This is a genomic window from Bacillus hominis (assembly GCF_018332515.1).
In the GTDB taxonomy this organism is placed as follows: domain Bacteria; phylum Bacillota; class Bacilli; order Bacillales; family Bacillaceae_G; genus Bacillus_A; species Bacillus_A hominis.
Window position 1 is genome coordinate 1 of record NZ_BOQD01000168.1, and the last position, 14,913, is coordinate 14,913.

The 14,913-nt window shown below is 35.5% G+C and carries 16 protein-coding genes; 6 read left to right on the top strand and 10 right to left on the bottom strand.

Annotation, left to right across the window (positions count from 1 at the left end; all coding sequences use genetic code 11):
* Positions 1–17 precede the first annotated feature (17 nt).
* From KI356_RS16950 to KI356_RS16965, 4 genes are read right to left on the bottom strand one after another with little or no spacing between them, the layout of a single operon-like run.
* Positions 18–911 carry an RluA family pseudouridine synthase gene (locus KI356_RS16950; RefSeq protein ID WP_002117071.1) on the bottom strand — a complete coding sequence of 298 codons (894 nt, stop codon included), beginning with the start codon at positions 909–911 and terminating at the stop codon, positions 18–20.
* Between the two features lie 15 nt (positions 912–926).
* A complete protein-coding gene (locus KI356_RS16955) occupies positions 927–1,724 on the bottom strand; it encodes an NAD kinase (RefSeq protein ID WP_000673190.1) in 798 nt (265 codons plus the stop codon).
* 18 nt (positions 1,725–1,742) lie between these two features.
* A complete protein-coding gene (gene yjbM / locus KI356_RS16960) occupies positions 1,743–2,381 on the bottom strand; it encodes a GTP diphosphokinase (protein WP_128282165.1) in 639 nt (212 codons plus the stop codon).
* Between the two features lie 30 nt (positions 2,382–2,411).
* Entirely contained in the window at positions 2,412–2,783 is a 372-nt protein-coding gene (locus KI356_RS16965) for a UPF0738 family protein (protein WP_002117065.1), read from the bottom strand.
* 144 nt (positions 2,784–2,927) lie between these two features.
* On the opposite strand from KI356_RS16965, the gene KI356_RS16970 reads away from it, so the two are divergent.
* The 4 genes from KI356_RS16970 to KI356_RS28875 all read left to right on the top strand — a co-directional run bounded on the left by KI356_RS16970 (position 2,928) and on the right by KI356_RS28875 (position 5,385).
* Positions 2,928–3,506 (top strand): CYTH domain-containing protein, encoded by a 579-nt coding sequence (locus tag KI356_RS16970; protein ID WP_212935961.1) that lies wholly within the window; start codon positions 2,928–2,930, stop codon positions 3,504–3,506.
* A gap of 184 nt (positions 3,507–3,690) precedes the next feature.
* On the top strand, positions 3,691–4,089 hold the full coding sequence (locus KI356_RS16975; protein ID WP_128282163.1) for a globin domain-containing protein: 399 nt from the start codon (positions 3,691–3,693) through the stop codon (positions 4,087–4,089).
* Positions 4,089–4,982, top strand: coding sequence for a ClpXP adapter SpxH family protein (locus KI356_RS16980; RefSeq protein WP_212935962.1), 894 nt, complete (start codon positions 4,089–4,091; stop codon positions 4,980–4,982). Before KI356_RS16975 ends, KI356_RS16980 begins: the two co-directional genes overlap by 1 nt.
* A gap of 229 nt (positions 4,983–5,211) precedes the next feature.
* The gene (locus KI356_RS28875; RefSeq protein WP_164881584.1) at positions 5,212–5,385 is read left to right on the top strand and encodes a hypothetical protein; all 174 of its coding nucleotides are present in this window, start codon (positions 5,212–5,214) and stop codon (positions 5,383–5,385) included.
* A 144-nt stretch (positions 5,386–5,529) separates the two neighbouring features.
* Here the strand turns inward: KI356_RS28875 and pepF are convergent, their stop codons facing one another.
* From pepF to mecA, 4 genes are all read right to left on the bottom strand, one after another.
* Positions 5,530–7,356, bottom strand: coding sequence for an oligoendopeptidase F (pepF, locus tag KI356_RS16985; RefSeq protein ID WP_212935963.1), 1,827 nt, complete (start codon positions 7,354–7,356; stop codon positions 5,530–5,532).
* A 50-nt stretch (positions 7,357–7,406) separates the two neighbouring features.
* The gene (locus tag KI356_RS16990) at positions 7,407–8,642 is read right to left on the bottom strand and encodes a competence protein CoiA (protein ID WP_212935964.1); all 1,236 of its coding nucleotides are present in this window, start codon (positions 8,640–8,642) and stop codon (positions 7,407–7,409) included.
* A 90-nt stretch (positions 8,643–8,732) separates the two neighbouring features.
* Positions 8,733–10,277 carry a cardiolipin synthase gene (locus KI356_RS16995; RefSeq protein WP_212935965.1) on the bottom strand — a complete coding sequence of 515 codons (1,545 nt, stop codon included), beginning with the start codon at positions 10,275–10,277 and terminating at the stop codon, positions 8,733–8,735.
* A 72-nt stretch (positions 10,278–10,349) separates the two neighbouring features.
* Positions 10,350–11,033 (bottom strand): adaptor protein MecA, encoded by a 684-nt coding sequence (gene mecA / locus KI356_RS17000; RefSeq protein ID WP_212935966.1) that lies wholly within the window; start codon positions 11,031–11,033, stop codon positions 10,350–10,352.
* Between the two features lie 435 nt (positions 11,034–11,468).
* Between mecA and KI356_RS17005 the strand changes: the two genes are divergently transcribed.
* On the top strand, positions 11,469–12,143 hold the full coding sequence (locus KI356_RS17005; protein ID WP_212935967.1) for a TerC family protein: 675 nt from the start codon (positions 11,469–11,471) through the stop codon (positions 12,141–12,143).
* 50 nt (positions 12,144–12,193) lie between these two features.
* On the opposite strand, the gene spx is transcribed toward KI356_RS17005, so the two are convergent.
* Positions 12,194–12,589, bottom strand: coding sequence for a transcriptional regulator Spx (gene spx, locus KI356_RS17010; RefSeq protein ID WP_000258267.1), 396 nt, complete (start codon positions 12,587–12,589; stop codon positions 12,194–12,196).
* Between the two features lie 596 nt (positions 12,590–13,185).
* On the opposite strand from spx, the gene KI356_RS17015 reads away from it, so the two are divergent.
* On the top strand, positions 13,186–13,389 hold the full coding sequence (locus KI356_RS17015) for a hypothetical protein (RefSeq protein ID WP_000559981.1): 204 nt from the start codon (positions 13,186–13,188) through the stop codon (positions 13,387–13,389).
* Positions 13,390–13,419: 30 nt separating this feature from the next.
* On the opposite strand, the gene KI356_RS17020 is transcribed toward KI356_RS17015, so the two are convergent.
* A partial coding sequence (locus KI356_RS17020) for a peptide ABC transporter substrate-binding protein (protein WP_212935968.1) occupies positions 13,420–14,913 on the bottom strand: 1,494 nt, incomplete at its 5' end.

Consider the following 14,913-nt stretch of genomic DNA (forward strand, 5'->3'; position numbering starts at 1 on the left):
AAGAATTTTGTTCCCTTTTAATTGTTATGTAAAGCGTATTTCATATCCTCTGGGATACTTACGGTAAAAGTCATTCCCTTTTCTAAAATAGGATGATAAAACGTCAAAGATGTACTATGAAGCGCTTGACGTTTTATCACATCTCTTCGGCCACCGTATAAATCATCCCCAAGTAGCGGATGTCCCATATATGCCATGTGTACACGAATTTGATGTGTTCTTCCCGTCTCGAGCTCAAGCGCTACATGCGTCTTATCGGAAGAACTCTCCATCACTCTAAAATGAGTAACAGCTCTTTGACCCTCTTCACAGACAGTTCGCTCGATAATACTATCCGCTTTTCGTCCGATTGGCGCGTCAATCGTTCCTACTTCTTCTAAAATAGTCCCATGAACGATTGCCTCATACGTTCGTTTCACCCCTTTTTGTTGATGCTGCTTCGATAAAAGGTGGTGAACGAATCTATTTTTCGCAATTAACATAAGCCCTGAAGTATCACGGTCTAACCTCGTCACAATGTGCACCGTACTTGCAAGATTTTGTTTATCATAATGATGTAAAAGAGCGTTTGCAACACTTCCTGATGGGTGCTCCCTAGACGGAATCGTTGACATATTTGCTTCTTTATTTACAACAAGAACCGCATCATCTTCATATACGATACATAAAGGGATTTCTTCCACTTCCATCCCTTCACTTCTTTCCTCCACCGGAAAAAAGACTTGTAACTCTTCACCAGCTTGTAACTTATGACGAACACTCGCATTTTGACCGTTTACTTCAATTGCTCCGCCACGGAACTTGATATCCGTTAAAGCAGCTTTCGAAATCCCTTTTGTTTTCAAAAATTCTCTAACTAAAGTTCCCTCTTCAGCCAGCCCTATATCCCATTTCAATGTAAATCTGTTCAAATATATAAACCCTCTCTATTTATCTGCAACAAACGAGTCACGGACACGCTTCCAGAACGGAAACGGACGGAAACGAACAAATCGTACTTTCTCGTTTGCAACGCGATACTGAATTGATTTCACATCTTGATGAACCATCGTCAAATGATCCACCGTAATTTGCAAGTTCATTCCTGCAGCTGGCTTTAAAACGCATGTATGATGCTTCGGCAGTACGAGCGGCGAACCTACCGTACGAAATACCCGATTGTTAATAGATGCCATTTCTGCAATTTGAATCGCTTCAATAGAAGGGTGAATAATTGCTCCGCCAAGCGCCTTATTATACGCGGTACTTCCTGAAGGAGTAGAAATACAAAGACCATCTCCGCGAAACGTTTCGAAATACTCTCCGCGTATTTCCACTTCTGTTACTAATGTACCTTCTGCACTTTTTACAGTCGCTTCATTCATCGCCAAATACTGCGACTCTTTACTACCATTCACATAGCGAATAATCACTTCTAAAAGGGGATATTCAACCACTTGGAACGGTGTTTTAGCGATTGCAATCACCAACTTCTCTACTTCCGTCGGTAACCAATCTGCATAGAAACCTAAATGCCCTGTATGTACACCAACAAATGCGGTTTCATCTAATCGATTATAGTAACGATGGAATGCATATAAAAGCGTTCCATCTCCCCCAACAGAAATTACAATATCAGGTTCCTTTTCATCCATTATAAATCCAAAATCTAGCAAGTATTCTTTCATCGTACTTGCTAATGTATCTGATGACTGATCTCCCTTTGACATAATTGTAAATTTCATCGCCCAACACCCTTTAGTTTATGATTCAGAATCTTTCGTTTCCTGCTTTCGTGAAAAGATCTTTTGCGCTTCTTGAATTTCAAGACGAATGGAAGACATTTCTTCATCTAATAAAAACGCCGCTTCCGCTGCACGTTGTAAGCGTATTTTAATATCTTCAGGAAAACGTCCACTATATTTGTAATTTAAAGAATGCTCAATCGTTGCCCAAAAATTCATCGCTAACGTGCGAATTTGAATTTCCACTAACACTTTTTTTTCTCCCTGTATTGTTTGAACAGGATAACTAATGACAACGTGGTAAGAGCGATAGCCGCTATCTTTCTTTTGCGTTACATAATCACGTTCTTCCACAATTTCAAAATCATTTCGTTTTCGAAGATATTCTACAACAGGTTTAATCTCATCAACAAATTGACACATCATCCGAAGGCCCGCGATGTCCTGCATATCTTCTCCGATCCGGTCTAGCGGTACACTTCTCTTCTCCGCTTTATCAATAATACTCGCAACCGACTTTACCCTTCCTGTTACAAACTCAATTGGAGAATGCTCCGTTAACATTGCAAATTGAGTACGCATTCCTTTTAGTTTCACTTTCAGCTCCGCCACCGCTTGGTGATAAGGCGCTAAAAATTCTTCCCAATTACGATTCATTTCAACCACCACCAAAATCAATCCATTTACTTATAGAAACACTTTTTCTACAGCAGTTACTAGTTCTTCTCCGTAATTTGCATTACCTTCAATATTTTCAACTAAATATTCTACTTCTTCTTTTAATCCTTCTAATTCTATTTCAACATCATTCACGTGAATAAACATCGTTGTATCTTTATTCATCGCTTCATGCATTGCTTCCCAGCATGTATGCGGAATACTTACATAAATGAAAGATGATTCGTTTTCTAAGATATATAAAAATGATAAATTGTCTGAGTCTACAAGTACGTGATTACGTGCACGTAACTCCTTTACCTCTATTTCAGTATTTTCCGCACAAAAAATAAGCGCATTCTCTCTCGTTTCTACGCTCTTAACTTGAATTTTATTTTGCATGCTCGAACTCCTCCATCTCAACTTCCTGTCTTACTTAACAGTATTATTGTATCATAACATGGACGCAAACAAATAAAACATTGAACCAAATTTGCGAAAAAGCGATAATGTGGAAAGAATTATTTTTCAAAAGGAGCGCATACGATGACACAAGAAATTGAAATTGAATTTAAAAATATGGTTACAGAGGAAGAATTCCAAACATTATGCAAATCTTTTTCTATTGAAACATTTACAAAACAAGTGAATCACTACTTTGAAACACCTCACTTCTCTTTAAAAGATGCAGGCTCTGCACTTCGTATTCGTCATAAAGATGAAACTTATACATTAACATTAAAACAACCTGCTGAAATTGGTTTATTAGAAACTCATCAGTCTGTAACAGAAAAAGAAGCAAAACTTATGATGGAAACAAACACAATCATTCAAGGAACTGTAATGGATCAACTAGACAAATTACAAATTCCCGTTTCCTCTTTAACTTATATGGGTAGTTTAACAACAGAAAGAGCTGAAACATTATTTGAAGGCGGAACGCTTGTCTTTGATCATAGTTTCTATTACAATCACGATGATTATGAAATTGAATACGAAGTGCAAGATGAACAGACTGGTAAAGCAGCATTTATGAGGTTATTGAAGCAACATAACGTACCAGTTCGTCATACAAATAACAAAGTAAAACGCTTTTTCCTTGCTAAACAAAACAAAGAACGCTAAAGTAAAATTTCCATCAGTGAAGAAGTGATTTACTGGTGGCTATGTTTCACCTTTTTGGAAAGTAAAGATTTATTAGCAACATATAGAATAAGCAAAGAATGTTATGAAGGCTGTTTAGTTGCCCTTCATAACATTCCATTGCTACAATAGATGTACATTTCATGGAAAAAGGAGTTTATAAAGGATGAGCAAGCAACCGATGACACCATTTGAAGCAATTGGCGGTGAACAATGCATTGCAACATTAGTGGATACATTTTATTCCTATGTCAGTGAACACCCTGACTTATCTCCGATCTTCCCGGATGATTTAACAGAAACTGCTAGGAAGCAGAAACAATTTTTAACACAATATTTAGGTGGTCCTAATTTATACACTGAAGAACATGGGCATCCTATGCTAAGAGCACGCCATCTTCCGTTTGAGATTACTCCAAAACGCGCAGAAGCTTGGCTATCATGTATGGAGCAAGCAATGGATGATACAGGAGTGCACGGTCATATAAGAGAGTTTGTTTTTGAACGTTTAGCATTAACTGCTCAACATATGATCAATACTCAAAATGAAACAGGTGAAGCGTAATGGATAAGCAGGAAGCAAAGCATATGAATATGCCTTCTCCTTCCACATGCGAGCATAAATCTGTAGAAGCATATTTATTTATTGATCCACTTTGTAAAGATTGCTGGGATATCGAGCCATTTATTATTAAACTATGGCTTGAGTATGGGAAATACTTCTCTATTCGTCATATAGTAACAGGAAAAGTGGACGGGGCAAACGCTTCCTCACACAAATGGAATAAACCTGCTAATATTCGATTTGTGTGGGAAAAAACAACAAGTTTACAAGGTTTTTCATGTGATGGAAAATTACATATGCAAGAGGCATCGTCATCACCGTATTTAGTTTCGATGGCAATTAAGGCGGCGGAGTTGCAAGGCCGAAAAGCAGGTTCGAAGTTTTTACGAAAACTCCAAGAATACATTTTTCTTGAAAATGTATCAAACCCTGACTGTGAATTATTGCTTACATGCGCTAAAGATAGCGGCATTGATGTAGAGGAGTTTAAAAAAGACCTACACTCAGTTAGTGCAAAAAAAGCTTTCCAATGCGACCTGAAATTCACAAATGAGATGCACATTACAGAAATACCTTCCCTCCTATTTTTTCATGCAAATTCAGATGAGGAAGGTATTAAAATCACAGGAATTTATTCCTATGATGTATACGTACAGCTGTTAAAAGAACTTGTAAAATGCGAGATTGAGCCAGAGCCATTACCTCCTTTAGAGGTATTACTAGAAGCAACACAATTTATTTCTTCAAAGGAAATCTCATTTATATATGACTGCCCTCAGCAAGAAATAGAGCGCGAACTAAAAAAATTACAACTAAAACGAAAAGTAAAAATGGTTGAAGTGAAGTGCGAGCGTTATTGGAAATGGATAGCAAAAGAAAAAGACCTAGTGTAAACACCAGGTCTTTTTCTTTACGGCTTATAAAAATATTAAAGGGGATGGGAGAAATTTTCACGTTCAAACAAAGGGGTATATGTTTGTATGTGAATTCGTTCACGCTTATTATATTACAAGATTCGACGTCAGATGACAACCCCTTTTGTCGAATTTCACACTTTTGTCACATTCTAAACGTTTTCATTCTTGAATAAGCTATAAAAAAAGCAATTTAGGAGGTTTCCTTATGAAAAAGTCTCATATTTTCCTTATCTTTCTATGTGTTATTGTTTCTTTTTTCTTGTATATCCTCTCTCTATTACAAGCTTTTCCTAAAATTATTGCCTTCCCTCTTTTATTCGGAGTTATCGTCATCACTGTCTCTTATTTCAACTATAGAAAACGATTTAAAGGATTTTAACTACAAAAATAAGTCGTAAAAATCCCTTCTAACATAGAAAAAGTAAAAAATCACCTTAGTTATTCGACAAATATAGACATGATATACTTTTGAGCAAATGTTCCAAACAAAAAAGACGAGGATAAAATCCCTCGTCTTTTCTCATTATTTCTCTTCAAACAATAGCGCTTCTAATTCATTTAACTTCTCTTCAAATACTTGTAATGCTTCTTTTACAGGTTCTGGCGATGCCATATCTACTCCTGCTTTTTTCAAAACTTCAATTGGGTAATCAGAGCTTCCAGCTTTTAAGAATTCGTTAATGTAACGTTCTACTGCTGGTTGGCCCTCTTCTAAAATTTGTTTTGATAGAGCTGTCGCTGCACTAAATCCTGTTGCGTATTGATATACGTAATAGTTGTAATAGAAGTGCGGAATACGAGACCATTCTAAACCGATTTCTTTATCAATTACTAAAGCATCACCGAAATATTTCTTATTTAAATCGTAGTAAATCTCCGTTAACATATCTGGCGTAACCGCATGTCCTTCTTGTACTTTTTTATGAATGATATGCTCGAACTCTGCAAACATTGTTTGACGGAATACAGTACCACGGAATCCTTCTAAATAGTGATTTAATAAATATAGACGCTCTTTCTTATCTTCTGTCGTCTTCAATAAGTAATCATTTAGAAGCGCTTCATTACAAGTTGATGCTACTTCTGCAACGAAGATTGAATAATCACCATATACGTGCGGTTGTGTCTTCCTTGTATAGTAACTATGCACTGAATGACCAAACTCATGAGCAAGTGTAAATAAATTATTTACATTATCATGCCAGTTCATTAAAATATACGGATTTGTTCCGTATGCACCAGATGAATATGCTCCGCTTCGTTTTCCTTTATTCTCATATACATCTACCCAGCGATTTTCATATGCTTCTTTTAAAATTTCAACATATTCATCACCAAGTACGTTTAAAGATTTCAACAACATTTCTTGCGCTTCTTCATACTTCACATTCATTTTCACTTCTGGTACAAGTGGTGTATATAAATCGTACATATGAAGCTCATCAAGACCTAGAGCACGCTTACGAATATCAATGTATCGATGTAGTAAGTGTAAATTATCATTTACCGATTCAATAAGTTGATCATACACCGCCTCAGGAATATTATTATTACTTAATGCAGCTTGACGTGCAGAATCGTATTTACGAACGCGCGCATTGAAATTATTACGTTTCACAGCACCGCTTAGCGTACTTGCAAATGTGTTCTTATATTTTCCATACGTTTCATATACAGCTTTGAATGCATCTTCACGTACACGACGATCATCACTTTCTAAAAACTGAATGTAACGACCATGTGTTATTTCTACCTCTTCTCCATCCTCACCTTTAATAGATGGGAATTTCAAATCCGCATTATTCAACATACCAAATGTATTACTTGATGCACTCATCACTTCAGATGCTTCTGCTAATAAGGCTTCTTCTGCCTCAGATAATACGTGCGGACGTTGACGTGTAATTTCTTCTAATGCATGCTCATATACACTTAGTTCTCGATTTTTTTGTACGAAAGTTTGCAGCGTTTCTTCTGAAATAGATAAAATTTCAGGTACGATATAAGCTGTGCTACTAGATACTTGTGAGTATAAATTTGTTGCGCGATCATTTAATGCTTGATACACAGAGTTTGTTGTATCTTGATCGTAACGCATATGTGCATATGTATATAGCTTACCTAATCGCATTGAAATTTCATCTTCATATTGCAATGCCTCAAGCAAATTGTCTGCAGAGTCGCCAAGCTTCCCTTTAAATTCAGTTAACTTTGGCAATAGCTCTTTAATAGCTTGGAATTCTTTTTCCCATTCTGCATCTGTTTGGAAAATATCTTCTAATCGCCATGTGTTTGCTTCTTCAATCTCATTGCGATTTGGTAATGATTTTACTGTATTTTGTTCAGCCATTCTTTAAGCCCTCCTTATAATATCTCTACTTAAGTACAATTCGATTTTTCTTATGTAATTCCTTCACGATCAGTCTTTATTATATCCCCTTTTCCTTCTCTCATGTTGTACTTTATCTCAAATAGAGATAGTGCATGCGCTAAGCAAATTTCATCATATTTCATAATTTCTTCCTCTGTTTTTAACAAAATAACATCTCTTATTTTTCGATACTTATTAATACTTATTTTTATTAATACACCTACATAACATAAAAATGTCATATACTCTGCAACTGCTACCTTCCATATATGTTGTGCAAAATACGGAAGTAGACGCCTCTTCGTATATTTTGCTACATAGTTACATACGTATTGCAGAGAAATATATTCCCCTACCTTAAGCATACCTATACACTTCATATAAAGAGAAGCTTGCCATATAAATGGATTTGTTTGAAAAGCAAACGAGGATGGGAGCGGAACACCGATTTCAGAAGGAAAACTCGCTGGGGTACATTTATATTGATATAAGAGGCGGAGTAGTGACTTATGATTATAATTCCAGATAGATAGAGCGTTTTGCCGAAAATGGTTCTTTTTTCTCTTCCATTCTTGTCTTAATACCTCTTTCCGGAAAGGAACGGGAGAAAAGAGCATGTCAACAGTAGTCGTATTGGTTGGTAAATAAATAGTATGTGAGAAAGAGACATTTGTAGAAAATGGAGTGATAAATGCACATTTCATAAACGATTTTTGTTTCGGACAAAAGAAAATAAGAAATGGCTGAGGATAAGGTTGTAAGGAGAACGCCATAAGGGAGGAGAATGTCATCCAATAGGTGGATTGCTTTTTTAACTGATTTCCACCGATTATCCAGATGACTTGTATACTAGCTTGCCAATACGAATATGTTCGCTTGTATAGCTGCTCTATGGAGAGATTTGCACATTGATATTCAATCGCAATTGTTCTATCCGCTCTCTCTACGTAAATATCTGGCCGTTGCTGAATTGCCGGCAGATAATGCTCTATATCTACATGAAAATCTTGACGTTTTAACCATCTATATAACAATTCTTTACCGTGCATATGATACATAGATTCTGCTTCATAAAAGGCAAGACATGAATCCACTTTCTTATGAGCAAAATGCCACCTCTTCTGTTTTCCTAATTTCATTTGCACTTCTTTTCCGCAAGCTGTACAAAAAAAATTTTCTCGTTTACGTATTTCGCGTAAAAGCTCTTCATCCCGGTTATATAACAGATGAATTTTTTCTCCGTTTTCTCTCCTTGCAATAAACATCACAATCACACCCTTTCAACTTCTTGTATTCTACAATTTACTACAAATTCCTCTCAAAAAAAGAGATGTCCTAAATTAGGACATCTCTTTCTATAATAGAGGTGATAATAACCGATACGTCGATTCAACAATCCGCCTATGAAGACGTCTCTTATGAAATCGGTCAACATGAATTTCACTGGATTCTTCTAAATCGTCTTTAAAATCTTGAACGAGCTTTCGAATGCTATCTGTATCATATAAAAAGGCATTTACTTCAAAGTTTAAATGAAAACTTCTCATATCCATATTAGCTGTCCCAATTGATGCGAGATCAGAATCCACGATAACAACTTTACTATGAAGAAAGCCTTTTTCATATTCATATATTTTTACTCCTGCATCTAATAACTCCGGAAAGTACGATCTTGATGCATAAAAGACAGTCCGCTTATCTGGCTTACTTGGCATTAACAAACGAACATCAATACCAGCAAGTGCAGCTACTTTTAATGCAGATAAAATATCATCATCTGGAATAAAGTATGGTGTTGCAATCCAAATCGATTTCCTAGCTGAAGCAATCATTGCAAAATATAGATGTTTAATTGTTTCCCATTTATTATCCGGTCCACCTCCAACAAGTTGGACTCCGCCCCAATGATCACCCTCAACTGCTTCCGCTTGTAAATATTCAGGTGCTAATACCGCCTCACCAGTCATATAAAACCAGTCTTGCAGGAAAATTAGCTGTAAACTTTGAACTGCTTCACCGCGTAAATATAAATGCGTGTCTCGCCAAAAACCGAAATATTTATCCTTCCCTAAATACTCATCACCAATATTTAATCCACCTACAAACCCTTCATTTCCATCTATAATGACGATTTTTCGGTGGTTTCGATAATTAATTTTATCGTTTAAAATTGGAAAACGTACAGGGAAAAATGGAATCATTTCTACTCCTGCATCATTCAATTCTTCAATATACGAATTTGATAATTTAAAGCTTCCAACCGCGTCGTATAAAAAACGAACGACAACGCCTTCTTTTGATTTTTTTATTAAAATATCTTTAATTTCTGTACCGAGCTTGTCATCACGCACAATGTAATACTCCATATGAATGTGGTGTTTCGCTCGATTTAACCCATCTAAAATTGCCTGAAACGTTTCATCTCCATTTGTTAATGTCCTCGTTTCAGTTTGAAATGAAATATTTAAAGCACCCAATCGATCTGCTAAACGAAATAACAATTCTTGATGCTTATGGTCTCGTAAAATTCGTTCTTCGTAATCTTCGTGTCCCTTATATTGTAAAAACGCCTGTTCATCGAGTAACGCCTTCTTTTGGAACATTCTTTTTCTGCGAAAGTTTTGTCCAAATAATAAATAAGCAAAGAAACCGAACACTGGAAAAATACCTAGTACGATTAACCATGTAAGTGTTTTAGATGGATGGCGGTTTTCTAAGAAAATAACACATCCAATTAAAAATGCGGAAACCGTAAATAAAATACTAATAATACCTAAAATCGAAACATTCTTTATCCCAATGACATCCGAATAAAATGCTACATCAATAAACATACGTAACGAAACAAATAATGCGAACAATAGTAGAAAAAAGAAAAGTAATTTTAACGTGTTTTTCATCTCTTACCTCCTTACTAAGAAAGCCTTCCTATTCTTCATAAAAAAAGCCGATTTCATACTATAGAAATCGGCCTACGCTTTGGCAGGAAAATGGTTGCGAATTGTCTCAAGCGCACGCTCTTTCACAACCTGTTTCCCATACTCACTTACACGGTGAATCGTTAAAGTAGATTCTTCTCCATATTCTAAAACAATACTTAAAATACGATCAATTTCTTCTTCATCATGTAGCACTTCATCGAATTCCACATATACATAATAGCGGTCCTCAAATGAATGCAATTCATCTTTTATATCTTCAAAGATAAGACGATGACTTAATGAAATGACATCTTCAAAATCATTAAACTTAATTAAAAAGCCAAACGTACCATCTTCATTAAAGGTTGTTCCTGCTTGTTCTTCTACCTCTTCCACTAATTCTTGCTGGAATAATGATTCGATGCCTTCATCTAGAGGAATGTCTATAATTTTGTCTACACCTATTGGTAGTTCCAGCTTTTGTCCATCCTTTGAAAGCTCCGCTTTCGTTACAAGTACTTCAATCCCTTTATCGACTGCTTGCACTTGAATCCATAACGGCCCATCAATAAAGAAATCATCATGATCACGAGCTTCGTCCATCATCTCCCAAAAGAGCTCTTCACTTCGTTCTCGATCATACCAAATTTCTTCCCGATTAAACCCTCTGTCCTCTATATCAATGTACGTAATAAAAAATTTCATCGTATGGTCATTAATTCTTTCAATATCCAAAATACAACTCTCCCTTCCTGCTTAGAATTATTATGAAGGGATTCCCCACTCATATGACAAAACAATAGATTCTTGTACTCTCATTTTATGATAAGATTCTCCAGAATGGAAATAAAATCGATTTATTTTACAAAAATAGTTATATACCTATCTATATTCGACTGTTTACATAAAGTGAAACATTAATCAGTATTTTTTTCATCCCCCACTGATTATTAGCTCGCACCAATCGGAATAAATATACCATTATACCAATTCACTTCTCGTAAAAAATTTGGACATACATTCCCACATTCCCCCGTACACTGTAATAAAGTGAAACTTCTATTAGAGGTGATTATTTTGTCCCCGGAGCGCGGGATCAAAACTAGACAAACTTTCTTCACCACATACATATATTTCGCTTATTAAAACATCATAAATGGAGGCAGACGAATGGACTTAGAGTTTTTAACATCTGTACTAATGATTGTCGGTATCGATGTTGTACTAGGTGGCGATAACGCAATTGTCATCGCACTAGCTAGCCGAAATTTACCTGAAGCAAAACGAAATAAAGCTATTTTGCTTGGTACTATTTTAGCAATTGTGCTACGAATTCTCCTCACAATATTAGCTGTCTATTTACTTGACATCCCATTTTTACAACTCATCGGCGGAATTTTACTCACATTAATTGCGGTAAATTTACTCACTGATAATAACAACGATCTTTCTTCTATCCAAGGAAAAACGACTTTATTCCAAGCTGTGCGTACAATTGTATTCGCGGATCTCGTTATGGGGTTTGACAATGTTATTGCCATTGCAGGAGCAGCTCACGGAAGACTTGCACTCGTAATTATCGGTTTATTCATTTCTATCCCGATTATCATTTGGGGAAGCAAACTTATTTTAATACTGATGGAACGCTTTCCATTTCTCATTTATTGCGGAGCAGCAGTTCTCGCCTATACAGCAGGAAAAATGATTACACATGAAGACAAACTTGCAACGTTTTTTCATCATAACCCTAGTTTTACCACAAGTATCCCTTATTTGTTCATTTTCACGATTTTATGCATAGGCTTTATCGTTCAACAAGTGCGATTACGTAATGTTAAACAGTAAAAAAAAACCTTCTACTCTATAATAGGTAGAAGGTTTTCATATTATTATAATTAATTTACAAGACGCTGTGCTTCACGTAATTGGAACGTTCTTACTGTACGTGGTAAGAAACGACGGATTTCGTCTTCGTTGTAACCTACTTGAAGGCGTTTTTCGTCAATCATAATTGGACGACGTAAAATACCTGGATAGTCACGAATCATCTTATATAAATCTTGAAGTGGTAAAGACTCTAAGTTCACATTCAATTCTTGGAAAACTTTTGAACGAGTAGAAATAATCTCATCCGTTCCGCTTTCTGTCATACGTAAAATCTCTTTAATCTCCTCAATCGTTAATGGATCTGAGAAAATATTACGTTCTGTATAAGGAATATGATTTTCCTCTAGCCATAATTTCGCCTTTCTACAAGACGTACAGCTTGGAGAACTATATAATGTTACCATACAAAGCTCACTCTCCTTAAAGAGTACAAATTCTGTACTAATTACAGTTTAAATTTCTAACTTCAGCAATTTTTCGCGACAACTTGTCTTATAGCAAAGTGCAAAAATCGCATTTCATGTAAGCAACAACTTATAATAAACAACAATTACTTTTAATAAGTAACTTCTATAATCATTATACAATAGATTTTGCAAGAAATATACAGTAAATTTCCTGCTAGTTGAGAAAACTCTTCCTCGTATTCCACTGCTATGCAACATGATTACACTCATTAAAACTGTTCTTTAACAACGCTCTTCAACCCTTTTGACACTTGCTTTCCACAATACTTTTCACTTGATATACAATTACAGTTTCATAATCTTCCCCATTAAAAAAGAGAGCGTTTTCTTACCTTTTCCCGACAAAACAATTGAGAAATGTAAGACTCTAAAGGTTTGAAACGAAAAAGAACATCTGTTCTCATTTTAACAAATCTTCTCACTCATGTCTATATGCTTTCTAAAGTAAATCGAATATTTTTCTGACATTTCTTTCTTTTTTACCATTTATCTCATACAATAAAAATACAGACAGGCAAAGGGGGAATTTGCATATGATTGCTTTTTTTACTGATTTTATCATTGTTGCTACCCTCATCATCGGAATAACAGCATTAATTGGTGTCATTACAAATAGCATCGGTGAAAAACTCTTTGGTGGGAAAGAAAAAATGAAGTTTGTTAACAAAAGTTTAGATGTACAATCTGGCTGGAACCAAGTTGGTGGAAAAGGTATTTATAAAAAACGTACGTATTAAAAAAAAAAGCAGGTAATCACCTGCTTTTTTTTATTTCTCTACTGATGCCCATTTGAAGCTTACTTCGCCGCCATATTTATGGTTGTACATATCTTTAATTGTTTCTCTTTGTAAATATGCTCTACCACGTTGATATACTGGAACAATTGCAGCGTCATCAAGTAACATTTTTTCCGCTTCTAATAAGTTTTTCCAACGAGCATTTACGTCGCTTCCATCTTTCTTCGCTTTCATAATAATCTCATCGTACTTCGGATTAGAATACTTCATTTTGTTTTGTGCTCCGTCAGTTACGAACATATCAAGATATGTAACTGGATCTGGGAAGTCTGCACTCCATCCAGAGAATGACATTACATAGTCACCCGCATCTTCTAATTTTAGTTTTTGCGCGAATGGCTGCTGTTTAATTTTCACTGTTAAACCTGGTAAATTCTTTTCTAACTCACCTTTTAAATATTCACCAGTTTTCTTCGATAATTCAACGTCTTCATTTAATAACTCTAATTCAATTTCATTTTTACCAAGCTCTTTTTTACCAGCTTCCCAATACTTTTTCGCTTCTTTCACATTCGGTTTTATAATATCTCCATTTTCAACACGGAAATCTTTTTTATCCGGTCCTTTAATGAAATTGTCAGGAATTAATCCCGTTGCTGGCTTAGAACCGTTATTTAATAATGTATCAACGAATGGTTTACGGTCAAAACCAAGAGAAATTGCTTTACGAATATTTTTATTTGCTAAAGCTGGGTCCTTTTGATTTAAACGAAGGAAGAATACAGATGTATCTTCTACCGTTTTGAAATCTGGTTTTCCTTTATATTTATCGATGAACTCTGCTAATAACGTCGCTCGATCAACTGCGTTTGTTTCATATAAATTAATTGGCGTAGACGTATCTTTTACAATATTAAAGTTTACTTCCTCAAGCTTCACTTCTTTATTGTCCCAATATGATGAGCTCTTTGTCATCTTGAAGCTACGTTCATGCTGCCAATCACTTAATGTAAATGGACCATTATAAAGTGTTGTGTTTGCTTCTAAACCAAACTTCGTCCCTTGCTCTTTTACATACTTTTCATTAACAGGATAGAAGATTGGATAGACCATTAAATCAACAAGATATGGAATAGAATTATCTAATTCTACTTCTAATGTATGATCATCAATCGCTTTCACGCCTAATTGGTCTGGACTCATCTCTTTTTTATTAATTTTCTCAGCATTTTTTATATCGTACATAATGTACGCCGATTTCGCAGCTGTATCTGGATTAATTGCTCTTTGCCATCCATATACGAAATCTTTCGCTGTTACAGGTTCACCATTTGACCATTTTGCATCTTCACGTAATTTAAATGTATACTTTTTACCGTCTTCTGACTTTTGGAATTCTTTCGCTACACCTGGAACTAATTTATCATCTTTCCCAAGGCGGTATAGACCTTCCATCGTGTTGTTCATTACTTTTGAAGAAACTGCATCAGCTGATAACGCTGGGTCCATCGTCGGAATTTCTTG

Excerpts from the sequence above, each read along its gene's own strand:
- KI356_RS17015 (WP_000559981.1), top strand. The coding sequence starts at position 13,186 with ATGATTGCTTTTTTTACTGATTTTATCATTGTTGCTACCCTCATCATC.
- yjbM (WP_128282165.1), bottom strand. The coding sequence starts at position 2,381 with ATGAATCGTAATTGGGAAGAATTTTTAGCGCCTTATCACCAAGCGGTG.
- pepF (WP_212935963.1), bottom strand. The coding sequence starts at position 7,356 with ATGGCTGAACAAAATACAGTAAAATCATTACCAAATCGCAATGAGATT.
- spx (WP_000258267.1), bottom strand. The coding sequence starts at position 12,589 with ATGGTAACATTATATAGTTCTCCAAGCTGTACGTCTTGTAGAAAGGCG.
- KI356_RS16965 (WP_002117065.1), bottom strand. The coding sequence starts at position 2,783 with ATGCAAAATAAAATTCAAGTTAAGAGCGTAGAAACGAGAGAGAATGCG.
- KI356_RS16975 (WP_128282163.1), top strand. The coding sequence starts at position 3,691 with ATGAGCAAGCAACCGATGACACCATTTGAAGCAATTGGCGGTGAACAA.
- KI356_RS16995 (WP_212935965.1), bottom strand. The coding sequence starts at position 10,277 with ATGAAAAACACGTTAAAATTACTTTTCTTTTTTCTACTATTGTTCGCA.
- KI356_RS16980 (WP_212935962.1), top strand. The coding sequence starts at position 4,089 with ATGGATAAGCAGGAAGCAAAGCATATGAATATGCCTTCTCCTTCCACA.
- KI356_RS16970 (WP_212935961.1), top strand. The coding sequence starts at position 2,928 with ATGACACAAGAAATTGAAATTGAATTTAAAAATATGGTTACAGAGGAA.
- KI356_RS16990 (WP_212935964.1), bottom strand. The coding sequence starts at position 8,642 with ATGTTTATTGCAAGGAGAGAAAACGGAGAAAAAATTCATCTGTTATAT.
- KI356_RS17005 (WP_212935967.1), top strand. The coding sequence starts at position 11,469 with ATGGACTTAGAGTTTTTAACATCTGTACTAATGATTGTCGGTATCGAT.
- KI356_RS28875 (WP_164881584.1), top strand. The coding sequence starts at position 5,212 with ATGAAAAAGTCTCATATTTTCCTTATCTTTCTATGTGTTATTGTTTCT.
- KI356_RS16955 (WP_000673190.1), bottom strand. The coding sequence starts at position 1,724 with ATGAAATTTACAATTATGTCAAAGGGAGATCAGTCATCAGATACATTA.